This is a genomic window from Guptibacillus spartinae, assembly GCF_028610625.1.
Lineage (GTDB): Bacteria > Bacillota > Bacilli > Bacillales > Guptibacillaceae > Guptibacillus > Guptibacillus spartinae.
Map to the genome: position 1 here is coordinate 649682 of NZ_JAQQWU010000001.1, position 17573 is coordinate 667254.

Here is a 17573-nt window from a genome sequence, read left to right on the forward strand (position 1 = left end):
TCAGAGGGGGGAGAGCTAGCATGAACAATCATCATAAGTCGTATAAAGACAATATGAAACAACGTGCTATGAAAAAGAAACAAGAACAGGAAACGTTTGAGTTGGAATTGTACGCCCAATTAATCCTTGATGAAGCCGTGTTTACTTTCCAGGAAGAACGTTATCAGCAAACCATTGATCAAGCTCTAGACCGACGAGACGAAAAAGCATTTGAAGAAGCGTCAAGACAGTATGTTGCGTTTCTCCGTTCTTACAAACAGGAGCTTCATTTCGACTGAATAGAATGAGACCTAACTGACACAAACTAGAGAAGAATTACTTTCTAAAGGAGTGTCAAGATGGGCAGACAGAAAAAAGGGAATCCCAATGCACAACGTAATAATAACGCCAAGCAGCACAAAGCGAAACAAATGCCATCTTATGCAGAGATGGAAGCTGAAAAATTGAAAAACCCGCAAGATTAAAGAAAAAGCCTTCAATTCATTTTGAAGGCTTTTTCTTTTGAGGAAACAACGAACTTTCACAATCTATGGTACCATTACAAAAGAAAATAGGTTCAGTGAGTGAAAGGATGATAAGAATCATGGGACGATTGATCTTAATTGATGGGTTTAATTTATTGAGTAGGGGCTACTTTGCAACTGCATATGGGAAATCAGAAGAACAGCTTTCAAAAACACCTGAGGGTCTCTATACGAACGCTCTAAGAGTAAAATTGCAAAAAATGATGTTACTTATAAATGAGTATGAGCCAACACATTTAGTCGTAACCTGGGACGTTAAGCGAAATGAAGTGAAGCGTAAAGCGCTATTTGAAGACTACAAGGGGACAAGAGAAGATCTCCCTGCACCTTTAATTCAGCAGTATGAAACAGCAGTGAATTTGTTCCGTGCAACAGGAATACCACAAATGAGTGTAGAAGGATTTGAAGCGGATGATGTAATCGGTACGCTATCTGACAAGTGGACGAAAGAAGGCCACGGAGATTGTTACATATACAGTAACGATAGGGACTTGCTTCAACTATTAAATCCAAATGTGTCACAAATCATCGCGATTCGAAAAGAAGGCGATCGGGTATATTCTGAAGAGCATTTTAAAACAGAGTATAGAATTACTCCTGATCAGTGGGTAGATGTGAAGGCTCTTTTAGGAGATAAAAGCGATAATATTCCTGGAGTGGCGGGAGTTGGAGACAAGGCTGCGTTACCTCTCATCCAACAATACGGATCGATTCAGGGTGTGTATGAGAACATCGATGAGCTAGATAGCAAATTTAACCGGTATCGAAAAAAGTTGATTGAAGGAGAGGAGCTCGCTAAATTAAGTCTAGAGCTTGTTACAATCGAGTGCGCCATTCCTGAGCTTGATCGTTATACGTTTAACGAGTGCAAATTAGCACTCGATTATACCCAGATGAAGTCCGAGTTCGATAGGTTAGGGTTACGCGTTCGGATGTAATGAAACGAGATAAAAACAGCGCCTTTGCATGGAAGGCGCTCAATTTTCATAGGGTTATGATTACTGTTGCTGTTCATTTTGCTGAATGGCTTTTCGCGCGAGTTCGTCTGCCATTTTATTTTTTGAACTAGGAATCCATTTGATAAAACAAAGATCAAACTGATCGACTAATTCAAGACAGCGAGTTAAATAAGGTTGAAAGTCTTTATTTTTTACGTATCTTCCATCTACAGCGCTGCTCACGAGCTGGGAATCTGTTCGGATAGATAGGGTACGGTACTGATTCTCTGTGCAAATCGAGAGAGCGTGAATTAATGCTTCAAATTCTGCTTCATGGTTTGTAAGCGTGCCAAGTGGAAGAGAAGATCGAATAACGCTACCTTCAGCTTTAATAAAGACACCGGCTCCAGAGGGACCCGGATTGCCTGCACTTGCTCCGTCTACATAGACTTCAATCATTTGGTGCTCCTCTCTGTGGACTAGTCTTGTTGTATTTTATCATAATCATGTTCGTAGAGAGAAGACATACATTTAAGATAAAAGGAGAAAGCTGTATAGAAGGGACGTGTGTAGGAGTGAAGATGATGAAGAAAAAAGAAGTGATGATGGAAGTTGGATTAATCCTTGATACATATTGTCAGGATTGTTTATTAAAGAGAGTGAATCAGCATGATTATGGGAAGTGTCATGCCCAGCGGTTTTGTATTACGGAGTGCACGGTTGGAGAAGAATTAAAGCAATTGGGCAAACATTTGACATAAGGAGGACCCACCAATGGATGTGATTGTAAAGTGGAAATACAAGACACCTAGAGGCATTTCCTCCTGGATGACCTCTGATGAAATGCCGTTTAATGAAGCCATGCTTATGGCACGAGATATTACAAAGACGGGTCGATCCATCGACCTTTACTTTTTAGATAATCGAGGAACAAAATGGTCAGTGAAAGAATTGGAAACCTATATGACCAAAAAGCAGGAACGCCCAGCTTCGATTGAGATCATTTTTGATGGTAGCTTTGATAAGCAAACGAAGAAAGCTGGATGTGGAGCGGTAATTTATTATCACGAGGGAAGACAGCGAAAGCGAATACGGATAAATAAAGCGCTTGATTATCTTGAAAACAATAATGAAGCAGAGTATGCCGCTCTTTGGTTAGGTCTTCAAGAAATTAAAACCATTGATGTAGAAGACACAGAAATCATGATCAAGGGTGATTCTCAAGTCGTTATTAATCAGCTTGCAGGTGAGTGGGCTGTTTATGAACCACTGTTTACGAGGTGGATGGACCGAATTGAAGATACACTCCGTCAATTACGACTTCAACCGGTGTACAAGCATATCTCACGGGATGAGAATAAAGAGTCTCACCGGTTAGCCAAGCAAGCGTTAAATGGAACTGAAATTAGTAGTTCGATTGAGCTGGATAACGAATAAGAGAAGCAGCGAAGGGCTGCTTCTCTTATTCGTTTGCTTCTCTTAATTGCGTTTCGCATTTTTCAATTAATTCACTTGAAAATTCGTAAAACTGCGCATTAGTCCCTGACTTATGTGACAGTGCTTGTTGAAACTGTTCTTTTGCCTGGTTAATAGCATCTTGTGCAGCTTTCAATTGGTTCCCATTCATGCTTTTTGTAGCTTGCCCTACGAGATGCTGAGCTGATTTAATGGACATTTCAATTTGCTGCAAATCAGAATATGGCTCTGACATATGATCCCACCCTTTCACAATCATAGTATGACCACGGGGGATGGGGATTAATCGAAAAAGATACAAAAAAAAGGAACTGATGCAAGCATCAGTTCCTTGTGGTTTTATAATTAAAGTTTGTTTACGTTAGCAGCTTGAGGTCCGCGGTTTCCTTCAACGATTTCGAAAGAAACTTCTTGGCCTTCTTCAAGTGTTTTGAAACCTTCGTCATTGATTGCTGAGAAGTGTACGAAAACATCGTCAGCTCCTTCGATTTCGATGAAACCGAATCCTTTTTCTGCATTAAACCATTTTACTTTACCGTTTTGCATGTTTGTTCCTCCTAAAAGCTTAGCACAATCCTTGTGCACTTTAAATTTCAACCATTCACCGGATGTTGAATAAGAGATATTCGACGTGTACGAGAAGTGCACAAAAAATCGAATTCAAAGTCTCAATCAAATATCCTATGTGATAAATGGTTAATTTAACTATAACGTCTCACTATAAAAATGTCAACACTCCTGACAGATTAGCACATAATCCTTAACGTGAAGAATAAAGTTGGGTAAGATGGATAATGGAGTTAAGTAATTTAACGCATGGAGGGGTCTTATGAAGCCGGAAATGAAGTATAAAAGTGACATTGAAATTGCGCAAGAATCTCAGATGAAGCGAATTAAAACCATCGCTGGTCAATTAGGATTACATGAAGACGAATGGGAACCTTATGGTCACTACAAAGCAAAAATTTCTTTGAATGCGATGAAACGTTTGGATGATTTTCCTTCTGGAAAAGTTGTTCTTGTTACTGCAATCAATCCTACACCTGCAGGAGAAGGGAAAAGTACAGTAACAGTAGGGCTTGCCCAGGCATTAAATCGAATTGGCGAAAAAGCCATCGTTGCGATGAGAGAACCTTCATTAGGGCCAAGCATGGGTATCAAAGGGGGTGCCGCTGGGGGAGGATACGCTCAAGTCATGCCTATGGAAGATATTAATCTTCATTTTACAGGGGATATCCATGCGATCACTTCTGCTCACAACGCCCTATCGGCCCTAATCGATAACCACATTCATCAAGGTAATGAACTCGGCTTTGACACGAGACGTGTAACGTGGAAACGAGTCGTGGATTTAAATGACCGTGCCCTACGAAATGTCATTGTTGGATTAGGTGGCAGCACGCAGGGTGTCCCTCGTGAAGATGGTTTCGATATTACAGTTGCGTCAGAAATCATGGCGATTCTTTGCCTCGCTTCAGACTTAACTGATCTTAAGAAACGTATTGCTTCGATTGTCGTAGGATATAACATGAACAAAGAGCCAATCACGGCTGGAGATTTAGGTGTAGAAGGAGCAATTACTCTTTTATTGAAAGATGCGATGAATCCAAACCTCGTTCAAACGTTAGAAAATACCCCAGCACTTATTCACGGCGGTCCATTTGCAAACATTGCTCACGGATGCAATAGTGTCGCTGCTACGAAAATGGCTCAAAAGCTTTCTGATTATGTGATTACTGAAGCAGGCTTTGGAGCAGATCTTGGAGCTGAGAAGTTTTTTGATATCAAAACAAGGGCAGGTGAGATTGAGCCCGCAGCAACTGTTATCGTTGCGACGATTCGCGCCCTTAAAATGCACGGTGGTGTACCAAAGGACGAGCTTAAAAAAGAGGATGTTGGTGCTTTACATAAGGGACTAGCTAATCTTGAACACCATGTCGCTTCCATTAAAAAGTTTGGTGTTCCATTTGTAGTGGCCATTAACCGTTTTGTTACCGATACTGATCTTGAAGTAAAAGCATTGCAACAATGGTGTAAGGAAAATGAGATACCAGTAGCGTTAACCGATGTGTGGGCAAATGGTGGCGAAGGTGGCGTTGAACTAGCTAAAACGTTATTAAAAGAAATCGAGCAAAACGAGAACCATTTTAAACCTCTTTACGATCTAAATCTTACTCTTCAAGAAAAAGTAGAAAAAATTGCAACGGAAATCTACGGAGCAGAGGGCGTCGATTTGTCTTCTAAAGCAAAGAAGCAGATGCGAGAATTCGAAGAAAATGGGTGGGATCAACTGCCAGTATGTATGGCGAAAACCCAGTACTCTCTTTCAGATGATCCCTCTCTGCTAGGACGACCTTCTGGATTTAGAATTACAATACGTGAATTCCGTCCTTCCATTGGAGCTGGATTTATCGTAGCATTAACCGGTAACGTGATGACAATGCCTGGATTACCTAAAAAACCTGCGGCTCTTAATATGGATGTTTCAGAAGATGGAACAGCAATTGGGCTTTTCTAGAAAGTGTGGATAAAAAATGACGAATACGGTTTTAACAAAGAAATTAATACGTGATTCAAGAACAACGAAATCAAGTTTTGTATTACCTTCAGACACGAACACACATGGCACGCTCTTTGGTGGGAAGCTTATGTCTTACATTGATGATATTGCAGCGATTGCAGCGTCGAAACATGCAAGATCTGCAGTTGTCACGGCATCAGCCGACTCCATCGATTTTCTTAGTCCGATTCGTGAAGGAGAAGTCGTAAGTTTAGAAGCTTACGTTAGTTGGACGCATAACACATCGATGGAAGTGTTTGTAAAGATTTTTGCAGAGAATGTGATATCAGGGAAAAAGAAAGTATGTGCGACGTCCTTTTTGACGTTCGTAGCCCTTGATGAAGATAGCATTCCAACCAGGGTACCAGAAGCGATGCCTGAAACGGAAGAAGAAAAATTTGTAAATGATGGTGGATTTGAACGAATGAAAGCGAGAAAAGCTAGAAGGAAACACTCTCAGACGTTAGCCAGTGAATTTGGGTTTTTTTCTTAATCGACTTCAAAAATAAGAGACCTGCTGTTAGCAGATCTCACGTTTCAAATCCAAGGATGAAATTATTCTGACGATCCTGAATTTGTTGTTGCGCTCTGTTAAGGGCGTCACGCTGTTCAGGATTTGCACTGTGAATCATTTTACCGAGCTCTACCGACATACGCTCAAGCAATTGTTGTGTTTCCGTATATCCTTTATCGGTCAATGCAGATTGCTGTTGGGTTGCTAGTTGAAGCTGTTCATCAGCATATTCAGTTAGCTCATGAGCGTTTTTTAACATTTCTTCGACTTTACGGTAAGTGGACATAAAGAGCCTCCCCTTTTGACTGGATTCACCATTAGTATTGACAGGAAAGATACTTTTATGAGAAAGAAGGGAAAATACCTTTAGTGGAAGTGATATACTAAGACGAGAAACAAGAAAGGCGTGAAGCACGTTGGCAAGTGAATTACATGCAGGAGAAATGACAACATTACGGGTCGCACGTATTCAAGAATACGGTTATTTTTTAACAAATGGTTATGAAGATGTGATGCTTCATAAAAAGGAAGCTAAGAATCATTACGAAGAAGATGATGAAGTAGAGGTTTTTTTGTATCATGATCATCAGGGCAGACTTTCTGCAACTGAAACTGTTCCACTCGTTACAATGGATTCTTTTTCAATTTTAAAAGTTGTAGAAGTCAAGCGAAGTCTTGGCGTATTTGTAGACATTGGTATTCAAAAGGACATGCTCTTATCAAAAGATGACCTTCCTTATGACTGGGCAACGTGGCCAGCGATTGGTGATGAGCTCTATTGTGGGTTAAAGCTTGATAAAAAAAAGCGCTTGTTTGCTGATTTAAGCAAATTTGAAGAAATCCAGGAACTTTCGGTGGCAGCGCCTGTCGATAGCAAAAATGCAGAAGTAGAAGGCCTTGTGTTCCGTTTTCTTGACGATGGTGTCTCCATTCTGACAAACGAAGGATATCTTGCTTATCTTCATAAAGATGAAATGAAAGATCAAGTAAGGCTCGGCCAACGTTTGACAATGAGAATTACATTTGTAAGAGAAGATGGTCGTGTCAATGTGTCAACAAGGCCACTTGTAAAGGAAGCAAGACTTGAGGATTCGGATCGTCTCGTTGCTTATATGCAACAGCATGATAATCAAATGCCTTTCACAGATAAAAGTGATCCAGAAGCGATTAAAAAGGAATTTAACATCAGTAAAGCTGCTTTCAAGCGAGCGATGGGAAAACTGATAAAAGAAAAGAAAGTGGAACAACAAGACGGAGTCACCTTTTTGAAATCCTAATATGACATCTTTTTCTTCGTGTAACCGGGGCTTACGGGCAAATACTATAGGTAAGCTCCTAGAAAGGGGGCAAGTCATTGGATATAACCGACTATGACAAAGCTCTTTATTACACGCATCATTGTGCATGTATTGATCTCAGCATTTTAATGATGAAAACAGAAGATGACATTCTTTCGAAGCGAATTGAACAATTCGTGCATGCCTTTATACGCGAAACTGAATTTATGAAGGTAAAAGAAGCACGAGATACGCTTCTTTCCTACATTGATTACGTTTATCGCATGGAACCTGAAATTGGTGAGATAGCGGCTATAAATCAGACTTTAGACTGACCTCGTACAGATTGAGGTCAGTTTTTTAATTGGTGAAAAGGTTTAAAATTGTCGAAAAGGGTATAATTGTAGTAAAAAATAAGGAGCAGGTGAGAAATATGAATCAACAGCAGCTGCACAGTGTACTTGAAAGCATGCGACTACCTAACGGAGCTTATGTTGCAAGTACATCTGATGATTATGACTACGTTTGGATCAGAGATGTATGCTATGCGGTTATGCCATATTTAAATTCAAAGTGTTCACGATATGAAAAAGCGTACCATGCTTTGCTCACGTTACTTAGAAAATATGAGTGGAAGCTTGATATTCATACGGAACAGAAGCCACATTATCTACATGAATACATTCACGCCCGTTATTCGAAAGACTTAGAAGAAATCCCGGTTGAATGGGGTCATGCGCAAAATGATGCAATAGGTATACTGTTATTCGGAATCGGTCAGGGGATACAAAATGGTAAACCAATGCTAAGAGACAAAGTAGATCATCGCATTGTTCAAAAGCTTGTCGATTACCTGGAATGCCTCGAATATTGGAAGAGCCCTGATAATGGGATGTGGGAAGAAAATGTGGAAATACATGCATCAAGTGTCGGAGCATGTGTCGCTGGCTTAAAGGCAGTTAAAACTTTGGTGAACGTACCGTCTTATATGATTGAAAAAGGTGAAAAGACTTTAGATGACCTTGTACCTTGTGAGAGTGAAACGAAAGAAGCTGACTTAGCACTTTTATCATTAATTTATCCTTTAAATGTTGTTTCGAGAGAGCAGGCGATACAAATTGTGGACCGCGTAACGGATCGCCTAGAAAGAGAACGTGGCATCATTAGGTACGAGAATGATATTTATTACAATGAAGGTAGCGAAGCAGAATGGTGTTTTGGATTTCCATGGCTTGGCTTATGTTATGAGCAACTAGGAGAACTTGATAAAATGAGTGAGTATTGGTCCAAAACAATGAGCATCACACCAGAAAATGGAAAAATACCTGAACTCTATATTGGTGGTACGAATATCCCGAATAAAAATACTCCGTTAGCATGGTCTATTTCAATGGCTTATCAGCTACAAGTGCGTATGGCGGAAATGCAAGAGAATGTTTCATAAACAATGATGAGAAGGTTGCGCTGTTCCTGCGTAGCCTTTTTTTAGTGGAAAAATGAAAAAATATTCCCTTATTTGTCGAAAAACTCATGTATTTTTCGACAAAAAAATTTTTAAAAGGAAACCTAATGGGACGTGTCGAATCTTTAGGATGTAGAGGATAACTATGGTGGAATCCCTCTATTTATCAATGAGAGCGAGGTGTCACAATGACTGTATCTATACCGACAGAGTTTGATCGGTATCTATTTCATCAGGGAAATTTATTTCAGGCTTATCGTTCAATGGGTGCCCATTTAAGGGAGGAACATGGACGGTTTGGAGTCAGGTTTACAGTCTGGGCTCCTCATGCTGCAGCCGTAGCCGTAACAGGGAATTTTAACCAATGGGATCCCACTGCGCATCCGATGGAAAAAGTGGAAGAGTCAGGGCTTTGGTCGTTATTTGTAGAACATTTATCAGAAAATGAACTCTACAAATATGCTGTCGAAACACGTGCAGGCGAGATGCTGATGAAGTCGGATCCGTATGCTTTTTATTCGGAATTAAAACCGAAGACTGCATCGATCGTCAAAAAAGTAGATGAGTTTGACTGGCAGGATACGAAGTGGATGACAAAGCGAAAGAAAACCGCCCCTTATAATGGACCTCTATCAATTTATGAAGTCCATCCAGGATCGTGGCGCAGAAAAGAAGATGGTTCTTATTACACCTATAAGGATCTCACGAAGGAGCTCATTCCTTATGTGAAAGAACATGGTTATACTCATATCGAGCTGATGCCCGTGATGGAACATCCTTTTGACCGATCATGGGGCTATCAAATTACAGGCTATTTTTCTGTCACAAGCCGATTCGGTGAGCCTAATGATTTGAAAGCATTTATTGATCAATGTCATTTGGAAGACATCGGCGTAATCCTTGATTGGGTTCCTGCTCATTTTTGCAAGGATGCCCATGGACTCGGGCAGTTTGATGGTGGGCCAGTCTTTGAACCCTCTGATCCCGCTCGAGCTGAACGCCATAATTGGGGAACGTATAATTTTGATTATAGTAAGCCTGAAGTGGTCAGTTTTCTAATCTCAAATGCGGTTTTCTGGTTTGACTTTTATCACATTGATGGATTAAGGATCGATGCGGTGTCACAGATGCTTCTCTATCACCATGACGATGAAAGCGGTGGAGTGGAAGGTGAAAACGCTGCAGCGAAAGAGTTTATTCAGAAATTAAATCGTACCATCTTTGAGCAATTTCCTAACGTGCTGATGATGGCAGAAGAGTCGACAGATTACCCGCTTGTGAGTGCGCCAATTCATGAGGGTGGACTCGGTTTTAATTATAAATGGAACATGGGATGGATGAACGATGTTCTAAAGTATATGGAACTTCATATGGACGATCGCAAACACCATCATAATCTACTGACATTCTCTTTCTTCTATGCTTTTTCCGAAAACTATCTTCTGCCATTATCACACGACGAAGTGGTACACGGTAAAAAGTCATTATTGAATAAAATGCCAGGAGACTATTGGCAGAAATTTGCCAATCTTCGCGCGCTTTATGGGTATATGATGGCTCACCCCGGAAAGAAGCTACTGTTTATGGGAGGAGAATTTGGTCAATTTGATGAATGGAAAGACTTATCCGAATTAGACTGGATGCTTCTAGACTATGACATGCATAACAAAATGAATGCTTACGTAAAAGACTTAAATCATTTTTATTTAGAGTCAAGAGCGATGTGGCGCATTGATCACGAGGCCCAGGGGTTTGAATGGATTGATGCAAATGATAACAGTCAGTCTGTTCTAACATTTATGAGAAAAGGGAAAGCGAAAGGTGATTGCGATATCGCGATTATCAATTTTTCTCCTAACGTTTACTATGATTATCGAATTGGGGTTCCTTCTTCAGGAACATATATTGAAATGTTTAATAGCGATCAAGAAAAGTACGGTGGATCAGGTCAACTAAATGCAGAAGAATTGCTAAGCGAAAAAACCCCTTATCATAATCAGTCCTATAGCCTGATGCTTAAAGTACCACCGCTTGGAATTGTGATTCTCGGCAAAAAAAATAAGAGCAACCTTGAAAGGAGAAGTCGCTATGTCTAGAAAACGTTGTGTCGCCATGCTACTTGCAGGAGGTCAGGGGACAAGGCTTGGAAAGTTAACAACTCGTCTTGCGAAGCCTGCCGTTCCGTTCGGTGGAAAATATCGTATTATTGATTTTACTCTTAGTAACTGCAGTAATTCAGGAATTGATACGGTTGGCGTGCTTACGCAATATCAGCCGTACATACTCAATTCGTACATTGGAATCGGCAGTTCTTGGGATTTAGACCGTAAAAATGGAGGAGTTTCTGTCCTTCCACCTTATATGGGTCAAAAAGGTGGCGAGTGGTATCGCGGCACAGCGAATGCAATTTATCAAAACATGTACTATATCAGGCAATATGACCCTGAGTACGTGCTCGTTATATCAGGAGACCACATTTATAAAATGGATTATTCTGAAATGCTTGATTACCACGAACAGCATGATGCAGACGCGACGATTGGCGTTCTTGAAGTGCCGTGGAATGAAGCGAGTCGCTTCGGTATTATGAATACGGATGATGAAGATCGCATTGTTGAATTTCAAGAGAAACCAGCAGAACCAAAAACGAATTTAGCATCAATGGGTATTTATATTTTTAACTGGAAAGCTTTGGAGAAATATTTAACAGAAGATGAGCAGAATCCTGACTCATCCAATGATTTTGGGAAAGACATTATTCCAGCAATGATTGAAGATGAAAAGAACGTGTTTGCTTATTCATTCAATGGATATTGGAAAGATGTCGGAACGTTACAAAGTTTGTGGGAAGCGAATATGGATCTCCTTGATGATGACCCAGCGTTAATTTTGAATGACCCGGCCTGGAAAATTTATTCGGTAAACCCGAATCAACCACCACAGTATATCGCTCCTCAGGCGAAAGTAACTCGCTCGCTCGTAAACGAAGGTTGCGTTGTGTATGGAGATGTCTATCGATCGGTACTTTTCTATGGTGTGCACGTTGGACTTGGAAGTACGATTCGGAATTCAATCATTATGCCAAATGTAAAAATTGGTGCCAATGTAACAATTGAAAACGCAATCGTTGAAAGTGGCACTGTTGTAGAAGATGGTATGACACTTGGTTCAAGTGATGGTTCAATTTCTTTAATTGCTGACGGCGAGATTGTCTCGGTACCAAAATAGAGCAGGGAGATGAAACGATGAAAAAAGTAGTAGGAGTTATTAACCTCGTAGATGAAAAGAACACACTTAGTGAGCTAACCAATCATCGGAGTTTTGCCTCCGTTCCATTTGCAGGTCGGTATCGATTGATCGATTTCTCATTATCAAACTTAACTAACGCAGGCGTTAACACAGTCGCCGTCTTCACTCGGGAGAAATACCGTTCTTTATTTGACCATTTAGGATCGGGTAGAGAGTGGGATTTAGATCGCCACCAGGGAGGTCTTTTTTTCCAACCTCCTGCAGATGAAGAGCGGAGAAGTACTGGTGATATTCAATCTTTTTATGAAAACCTTTCCTTTTTCAAAAGAAGTCTTTCTCACTATGTTGTCGTCACCAACGGTCAGCTTGTTTGGAATGTGGACTTCGATCAAATTATTGAAGAACATGAAGCTGAGAATGCTGACATAACGGTCGTTTACAAACCCTGCGACGATCCTTATACAAGTGGTAGTCATTATAATGTCCTTTATACAAATGACGATGAACGTGTGGATCGTTTGAACTTGGGGGTTGAACCATTACCAGGAGATAACGTGTTTTTGAACACATTCTTGATGAAATCTTCCCTTCTTATCTCACTCGTGGAAGAAAGTATTGAGAATGGTAAGCATGAATCTATTAATGAAGCGATTGCGGCTAATTTAGACCGTTACCATGTTCATGCCCATCATTTTGGTGGATATGTCACGTTTATTGATAGCATCGAGAGCTACTATCGTTACAGTATGGAAATGCTTGATCCGAATGTAACGCAGGAGCTATTTTATAATACAGGTCCAATCTACACTAAAGTAAAACACGAATCACCAGCTAAATATTTGGAAAGCTCGAGCGTTTCCAACTCCTTAATCGCTAATGGCTGCACCATCTCTGGAACAGTTGAAAACAGTATTCTGTTTAGAGGAATTAGAGTTGGCAAAGGTGCGGTCATTCGAAATAGTATTATCATGCAGAAGTGTGAAATTGGTGAAGGTGCAGTGATTGAAAATGTGATTCTAGATAAAGATGTCTCCGTTTCACCAAATGAAAGCGTAACATCTGAAGACCAGCCGCGCGTCATCGCAAAATCGACTGTCATCTAGTAGGGGGAAACATAACATGAACGTATTATTTGCTGCATCAGAAGGTCATCCATTTATTAAAACAGGTGGGCTAGGAGATGTGATTGGTGCTCTTCCAAAAGCACTTCAAAAACAAGGAGCGAATGTATCGGTTATCTTACCTAAATATCAAGATATGAACGAAACATTTAAAAGTCAGCTTGAACTAAAGGAGAGCATTACCGTTTCTGTTGGCTGGCGTGATAAATATTGCGGTATTGAAATGCTTAAGTATGATGGCATTACCTATTATTTCGTAGATAATGAATACTACTTTAAGCGAAGTGGTAGTTATGGTTACTTTGATGACGGTGAACGTTTTTCATTCTTTTGTAAAGCTGTGTTAGAAGCGATTCCTTATTTGGACGAAAAGCCGGATATTCTTCATTGCCATGATTGGCAAACGGGAATGATTCCTGTGTTAAAAAAAGCGCATTATCGAAATCATCCAACCTATGAAGGGATGAAGGTCGTTTATACGATTCATAACTTGCGCTATCAAGGTGTTTTTCCGAAGACGATTCTTCATGATTTGCTTGACTTAAGTGAACTTCATTTTAACAATGAAGGGGTAGAATTTCATGGAAATGTAAGCTTCATGAAAGGTGGACTGGTTTATGCAGATTACGTTACGACTGTAAGTCCATCATACGCTGATGAAATTAAACAGCCTTACTTTGGAGAATATCTTGATGGTGTTATGAGAAAAAGAGAAAACGATTTTACAGGAATCATCAATGGCATTGATACGGATCTTTATGATCCTGCCACGGATGCCGCATTAGCATACACGTACCACGCGACGCATCTTTTAAAAGAAAAAAATAAAATCAATCTTCAAAAGAAGCTTGGTCTACAAGTGGGAGAAGGAATTCCAGTTTTGGCTCTTATTACTCGACTTGTCGAACAAAAGGGGATTGACCTCTTCTTTAGAGTATTACCTGAAATCATGGAGCAAAACGTTCAGGTCGTTGTCCTAGGAACAGGGGATGAACATTATGAACATATGCTTCGTGAAGCGCAAGCACGCTATCCTGGCCGATTCTCAGCTAATATTTATTTTGATGATGGCTTTGCTCGACAGCTTTATGCATCATCTGATTTGTTTTTAATGCCTTCACAATTTGAACCATGTGGAATTAGTCAGCTAATTGCGCTACGCTACGGTAGCCTTCCAATTGTCCGCGAAACAGGTGGACTAAAGGACACTGTACAACCCTTTAACAAGTATACAGGTGAAGGTCATGGATTTAGTTTTGCCAACTACAATGCGCATGAAATGTTAGATACAATTCGTCTTGCCCTTGATCTTTATCACCATGATGAAATCACGTGGAAAAAATTAGTCAAAAGAGCCATGCAGTTGAACTATTCTTGGGAAGCTTCCTCTGTGAAATACTTAAATTTATATCAAAAACTATTAAAATAAACAAACAGGTTACCGATAAAAAGCAGAGGGGAAACTCTCTGCTTTTTTGTGACGAACATTATACTTACAAGATGGGAGAAGTCGATTGATGATATCATGTACGAAATGCCAAACCATACCAGACATTCATCCTTCTGGGTTTATAGAAATTTTCACTGCCGTTCCTCAGTTGAATCAAAGTTTGCATCAACTTATGGGCCGCAAGAAGCTCGAAAATCCGCTAGTTATTCCTTTTCAAGATCTTGAATCACTAGAAGAAGTGTGCGAACGCATTGAATCTAATTTTAATAGGGCTGCAACTGAAATGTTTTATTGCGCAACCTTTTCTAAAGATGAGAGAGAAAAAACGCAGCCTCTTTCATTTCCTCAGTTTTATTCAAGGGTGCAGCATCCCAATTACATAGAAATCATGAAGCATTCTCTTTTTACAAGCCATATGCAGCCAATTATCACACTCGCTGACCAAAATATTACTGGTTATGAGTTTTTAATGCGTCCTACAAGTGAAGATTTTCTCTTTTATCCTAATGAATTATTCGAAATGGCAAGGCAATCGGGTCTTCAGTCATTTCTCGATAGTGCTGCAAGAATCGCATCACTTAAAGCAAGCGCTTTTCATCTAGGAAGAGGGGTGAAACGGTTTATCAACTTCTTGCCTTCTTCCATTTATGACCCTGCCCACTGCCTTCAAACAACATTTCAAGCTGTAAATGAATTCGAGATAGATCCTAACGATCTCGTATTTGAAGTGGTGGAAACAGAGAAGATAAGTGATATTGCTCATCTGAAAAAGATTTTTACATCCTATCAACGTGAGGGCATGAAGATGGCTCTTGATGATGTCGGAACAGGATTTGCAACAAGAGAATTGTTACTTGAATTGAAACCAGATTACGCAAAACTGGATAGAAGTTTAATTTCTTTCTGCGATCAGGATGCTGAGAAACAGGATCGTTTAGTTGAGATGGTGTCTTTATCGAATGAGGAGGGCATTACGTTACTTGCTGAGGGAATTGAACGAAAAGAAGAAGTGGATTTATGTCGTGACATCGGGATCTCGCTTGGTCAAGGCTATTATTTTGGAAAACCATCAAAAGACCCTGTTGCATCTCTTCGAATTTAAGAGAACTAGTAGCTCGCATTCTGATTATAGGAATGAAAGCAAAAAAGTCGAACAACCTTTCATAAATCTAAGAAAAGAAGGGAGCTCCCTTCTTTTTCTTATGGGAATTTCTACAGAAAACCGATATACTTACGACAGATTACTAAATTGAGGTGACAGGATGTTAACGTTTTATCGACGCTATGCACGTACGGCTTTTGATATTGGACTTATTGTGTTAACTGTATTTTTAATTATGCTTGTATCTAGTTTTTTATTTGACATTGCAGCACCGATTATTGTTGGGTATGTCATTTTCCTTATTATTGAGCCTTTTGCACGCTTTTTGAATCGAAAAGGAATTGGTAAAACAGCCGCCACGACGATTTCTACACTTCTTTTTGTTCTCATTATTTTAAGTGTTGTTTTTTTGGCTGGAGCTATTTTTGTCCTTCAATTACAAAATTTAATTAGTTTAATTCCAGGGTATGTTGCGAAGTTTCAAGATCAAATCATGAGTTATATCGAATGGGGACAGCTTCAAATGAATGCACTTCCACCAGATGTTCTTGAAAAGGCGCAGGATTTTTCATTAACGCTTGTTGAAAAAGCATCGTTTATGTTGACCGCTTTCTTAAATAGTGTCTTTGCTTTTGTAACATCAATTCCAACACTTGTTATAAATTTTATTGTAGGAATTGTCCTCGCTTATTTCTTAAGTATCGAAATTGAGATGTGGAAACGTATTGCAAAGAAACGCACACCGAATACCTTTAAGACCGCGTACTTTTTCCTAAAAGAAAATGTTTTAAGTGGGATTGGGGCGTATGTTAAAGCGCAGCTTAAACTGATTACAATTACGTTTGTGCTCGTGCTCTGTGGGCTGTGGATCTTACGAGTTGATAATGCATTTACTCTTGCTTTACTATCTGCGTTTTTTGATCTATTGCCACTTCTCGGGGTCTCAGCTATTTTCTTACCGTGGGCCATTTATCTTTTTGCAGTAGGTCACACGTCACTTGCAGTATCTCTTTTAATCCTGCTTGGTGTTGTCATGCTTGTGCGACAGATTATGGAGCCTAAAATTACAGGTGATTCGCTTGGGGTATCGGCATTTACGATTCTTTCTTTTATGATCATTTCACTCTCACTATTTGGAATTGCGGGGGTCATTATTTCTCCAATTTTACTTATTTTAATCAAAGCGCTTTATGATCACGGGTATCTTAGTAAGTGGATTCATCTCCCTAGTGAAGAATTTACAAATCCCGATGAAAGACGTTAGGAAGGAAGAACTTTTGTGAAACGAACGGGAAGTTTGATTATCGGAACAATGATCATTAGCATTGTGATTGGGCTGATGCTCCAAAGATCGCCGGATCCTTTCTCTCAGCCTTTAAAAAAATCTGAGGTGCCAGAGGAATATATTGATTTGTATCGTGAAGCTGGAAAAGAATACGATGTTCAATGGGAGCTTCTTGCAGCTGTTCATCGTGTTGAAACAAAATTCTCTACAATGTCCACTTTAGAAAGTCCGAAAGGGGCGATTGGACATTTCCAATTCATGCCTCTTACCTGGATTGGTTGGAGCTACGGAGGCAGTGAGTTAGGCGAGCTTAATAAAGACGACCTGGTTGATATTACAGACTTAGATCTTATTCAAAAATACGGTGGATATGGAAAAGATGGAAACGGAGATGGAAAAGCAGATCCATACAATCTTAAAGACGCTACTTTTACAGCTGCGAGTTACCTTTCTGCGAATGGTGCGAGTGAGGGAAGAATTGAAAGTGCGCTGTTTGCTTATAATCAAAGTGATGAATACGTGGAAGAGGTACTTTCTTTTTATAATGAGTATAAAGAAAACGCTACAGTAGTGAAGTTAGATCCTTAATTCAATGTAATGGTACAGGACAGACAC

Annotated in this window: 21 protein-coding genes; 17 read left to right on the top strand and 4 right to left on the bottom strand. The window is 39.9% G+C overall.

The genetic code is table 11. From position 1 onward, the window contains the following. Positions 1-20 precede the first annotated feature (20 nt). From PQ511_RS03400 to PQ511_RS03410, 3 genes are all read left to right on the top strand, one after another. Positions 21-278 carry an IDEAL domain-containing protein gene (locus tag PQ511_RS03400; protein WP_098443541.1) on the top strand — a complete coding sequence of 86 codons (258 nt, stop codon included), beginning with the start codon at positions 21-23 and terminating at the stop codon, positions 276-278. A 60-nt stretch (positions 279-338) separates the two neighbouring features. Next, positions 339-464, top strand: a complete 126-nt coding sequence (locus PQ511_RS03405; protein WP_273850519.1) for a hypothetical protein — start codon at positions 339-341, stop codon at positions 462-464. A gap of 119 nt (positions 465-583) precedes the next feature. Beyond that, positions 584-1462 carry a 5'-3' exonuclease gene (locus PQ511_RS03410; protein WP_337957734.1) on the top strand — a complete coding sequence of 293 codons (879 nt, stop codon included), beginning with the start codon at positions 584-586 and terminating at the stop codon, positions 1460-1462. 60 nt (positions 1463-1522) lie between these two features. On the opposite strand, the gene PQ511_RS03415 is transcribed toward PQ511_RS03410, so the two are convergent. Beyond that, positions 1523-1921, bottom strand: coding sequence for a reverse transcriptase-like protein (locus PQ511_RS03415; protein ID WP_273850520.1), 399 nt, complete (start codon positions 1919-1921; stop codon positions 1523-1525). A 122-nt stretch (positions 1922-2043) separates the two neighbouring features. On the opposite strand from PQ511_RS03415, the gene PQ511_RS03420 reads away from it, so the two are divergent. Then, the gene (locus PQ511_RS03420; protein ID WP_273850521.1) at positions 2044-2223 is read left to right on the top strand and encodes a zinc-finger domain-containing protein; all 180 of its coding nucleotides are present in this window, start codon (positions 2044-2046) and stop codon (positions 2221-2223) included. 13 nt (positions 2224-2236) lie between these two features. Then, complete coding sequence (locus PQ511_RS03425; RefSeq protein ID WP_273850522.1) at positions 2237-2899, top strand: DUF771 domain-containing protein; 663 nt, start codon at positions 2237-2239, stop codon at positions 2897-2899. Positions 2900-2924: 25 nt separating this feature from the next. Here PQ511_RS03425 and PQ511_RS03430 read toward each other — a convergent pair whose 3' ends face one another. Further along, entirely contained in the window at positions 2925-3173 is a 249-nt protein-coding gene (locus tag PQ511_RS03430) for a DUF2564 family protein (RefSeq protein ID WP_273850523.1), read from the bottom strand. 110 nt (positions 3174-3283) lie between these two features. Further along, positions 3284-3484, bottom strand: a complete 201-nt coding sequence (gene cspD / locus PQ511_RS03435) for a cold-shock protein CspD (RefSeq protein WP_159782470.1) — start codon at positions 3482-3484, stop codon at positions 3284-3286. Between the two features lie 283 nt (positions 3485-3767). Here cspD and PQ511_RS03440 point away from each other — a divergent pair, with 283 nt between their 5' ends. Next, a complete protein-coding gene (locus tag PQ511_RS03440) occupies positions 3768-5456 on the top strand; it encodes a formate--tetrahydrofolate ligase (RefSeq protein WP_273850524.1) in 1689 nt (562 codons plus the stop codon). A 16-nt stretch (positions 5457-5472) separates the two neighbouring features. Further along, on the top strand, positions 5473-5991 hold the full coding sequence (locus tag PQ511_RS03445; RefSeq protein ID WP_273850525.1) for an acyl-CoA thioesterase: 519 nt from the start codon (positions 5473-5475) through the stop codon (positions 5989-5991). A 37-nt stretch (positions 5992-6028) separates the two neighbouring features. On the opposite strand, the gene PQ511_RS03450 is transcribed toward PQ511_RS03445, so the two are convergent. Continuing rightward, positions 6029-6298, bottom strand: a complete 270-nt coding sequence (locus PQ511_RS03450) for a DUF2524 family protein (protein WP_273850526.1) — start codon at positions 6296-6298, stop codon at positions 6029-6031. A 130-nt stretch (positions 6299-6428) separates the two neighbouring features. Here PQ511_RS03450 and PQ511_RS03455 point away from each other — a divergent pair, with 130 nt between their 5' ends. From PQ511_RS03455 to PQ511_RS03500, 10 genes are all read left to right on the top strand, one after another. Then, a complete protein-coding gene (locus PQ511_RS03455; protein WP_273850527.1) occupies positions 6429-7289 on the top strand; it encodes a CvfB family protein in 861 nt (286 codons plus the stop codon). A gap of 77 nt (positions 7290-7366) precedes the next feature. Beyond that, positions 7367-7624, top strand: coding sequence for a YhdB family protein (locus PQ511_RS03460; RefSeq protein ID WP_273850529.1), 258 nt, complete (start codon positions 7367-7369; stop codon positions 7622-7624). Positions 7625-7722: 98 nt separating this feature from the next. Beyond that, entirely contained in the window at positions 7723-8733 is a 1011-nt protein-coding gene (locus PQ511_RS03465) for a glycoside hydrolase family 15 protein (protein WP_273850530.1), read from the top strand. Positions 8734-8939: 206 nt separating this feature from the next. Then, positions 8940-10847, top strand: coding sequence for a 1,4-alpha-glucan branching protein GlgB (glgB, locus tag PQ511_RS03470; RefSeq protein ID WP_273850531.1), 1908 nt, complete (start codon positions 8940-8942; stop codon positions 10845-10847). Next, positions 10840-11979, top strand: a complete 1140-nt coding sequence (locus PQ511_RS03475) for a glucose-1-phosphate adenylyltransferase (RefSeq protein ID WP_273850532.1) — start codon at positions 10840-10842, stop codon at positions 11977-11979. Before glgB ends, PQ511_RS03475 begins: the two co-directional genes overlap by 8 nt. A gap of 17 nt (positions 11980-11996) precedes the next feature. After that, positions 11997-13103, top strand: coding sequence for a glucose-1-phosphate adenylyltransferase subunit GlgD (gene glgD, locus PQ511_RS03480; RefSeq protein WP_273850533.1), 1107 nt, complete (start codon positions 11997-11999; stop codon positions 13101-13103). 16 nt (positions 13104-13119) lie between these two features. Continuing rightward, the gene (gene glgA / locus PQ511_RS03485) at positions 13120-14550 is read left to right on the top strand and encodes a glycogen synthase GlgA (protein ID WP_273850534.1); all 1431 of its coding nucleotides are present in this window, start codon (positions 13120-13122) and stop codon (positions 14548-14550) included. Positions 14551-14638: 88 nt separating this feature from the next. Then, positions 14639-15673: an EAL domain-containing protein gene (locus tag PQ511_RS03490; RefSeq protein ID WP_273850535.1), complete on the top strand. Its 1035-nt coding sequence runs from the start codon at positions 14639-14641 to the stop codon at positions 15671-15673. A 160-nt stretch (positions 15674-15833) separates the two neighbouring features. Beyond that, positions 15834-16937 (top strand): sporulation integral membrane protein YtvI, encoded by a 1104-nt coding sequence (gene ytvI, locus PQ511_RS03495; RefSeq protein ID WP_273850536.1) that lies wholly within the window; start codon positions 15834-15836, stop codon positions 16935-16937. Positions 16938-16952: 15 nt separating this feature from the next. Further along, the gene (locus PQ511_RS03500; protein ID WP_273850537.1) at positions 16953-17546 is read left to right on the top strand and encodes a lytic transglycosylase domain-containing protein; all 594 of its coding nucleotides are present in this window, start codon (positions 16953-16955) and stop codon (positions 17544-17546) included. The last annotated feature ends 27 nt before the right edge of the window (positions 17547-17573 follow it).

What these genes read in the sequence shown, in the direction of transcription:
- PQ511_RS03400 (WP_098443541.1), top strand. Translation starts at nt 21, where the DNA reads ATGAACAATCATCATAAGTCGTATAAAGACAATATGAAACAACGTGCT.
- PQ511_RS03405 (WP_273850519.1), top strand. Translation starts at nt 339, where the DNA reads ATGGGCAGACAGAAAAAAGGGAATCCCAATGCACAACGTAATAATAAC.
- PQ511_RS03410 (WP_337957734.1), top strand. Translation starts at nt 584, where the DNA reads ATGGGACGATTGATCTTAATTGATGGGTTTAATTTATTGAGTAGGGGC.
- PQ511_RS03415 (WP_273850520.1), bottom strand. Translation starts at nt 1,921, where the DNA reads ATGATTGAAGTCTATGTAGACGGAGCAAGTGCAGGCAATCCGGGTCCC.
- PQ511_RS03420 (WP_273850521.1), top strand. Translation starts at nt 2,044, where the DNA reads ATGATGAAGAAAAAAGAAGTGATGATGGAAGTTGGATTAATCCTTGAT.
- PQ511_RS03425 (WP_273850522.1), top strand. Translation starts at nt 2,237, where the DNA reads ATGGATGTGATTGTAAAGTGGAAATACAAGACACCTAGAGGCATTTCC.
- PQ511_RS03430 (WP_273850523.1), bottom strand. Translation starts at nt 3,173, where the DNA reads ATGTCAGAGCCATATTCTGATTTGCAGCAAATTGAAATGTCCATTAAA.
- cspD (WP_159782470.1), bottom strand. Translation starts at nt 3,484, where the DNA reads ATGCAAAACGGTAAAGTAAAATGGTTTAATGCAGAAAAAGGATTCGGT.
- PQ511_RS03440 (WP_273850524.1), top strand. Translation starts at nt 3,768, where the DNA reads ATGAAGCCGGAAATGAAGTATAAAAGTGACATTGAAATTGCGCAAGAA.
- PQ511_RS03445 (WP_273850525.1), top strand. Translation starts at nt 5,473, where the DNA reads ATGACGAATACGGTTTTAACAAAGAAATTAATACGTGATTCAAGAACA.
- PQ511_RS03450 (WP_273850526.1), bottom strand. Translation starts at nt 6,298, where the DNA reads ATGTCCACTTACCGTAAAGTCGAAGAAATGTTAAAAAACGCTCATGAG.
- PQ511_RS03465 (WP_273850530.1), top strand. Translation starts at nt 7,723, where the DNA reads ATGAATCAACAGCAGCTGCACAGTGTACTTGAAAGCATGCGACTACCT.
- glgB (WP_273850531.1), top strand. Translation starts at nt 8,940, where the DNA reads ATGACTGTATCTATACCGACAGAGTTTGATCGGTATCTATTTCATCAG.
- PQ511_RS03475 (WP_273850532.1), top strand. Translation starts at nt 10,840, where the DNA reads ATGTCTAGAAAACGTTGTGTCGCCATGCTACTTGCAGGAGGTCAGGGG.
- glgD (WP_273850533.1), top strand. Translation starts at nt 11,997, where the DNA reads ATGAAAAAAGTAGTAGGAGTTATTAACCTCGTAGATGAAAAGAACACA.
- glgA (WP_273850534.1), top strand. Translation starts at nt 13,120, where the DNA reads ATGAACGTATTATTTGCTGCATCAGAAGGTCATCCATTTATTAAAACA.
- PQ511_RS03490 (WP_273850535.1), top strand. Translation starts at nt 14,639, where the DNA reads ATGATATCATGTACGAAATGCCAAACCATACCAGACATTCATCCTTCT.
- ytvI (WP_273850536.1), top strand. Translation starts at nt 15,834, where the DNA reads ATGTTAACGTTTTATCGACGCTATGCACGTACGGCTTTTGATATTGGA.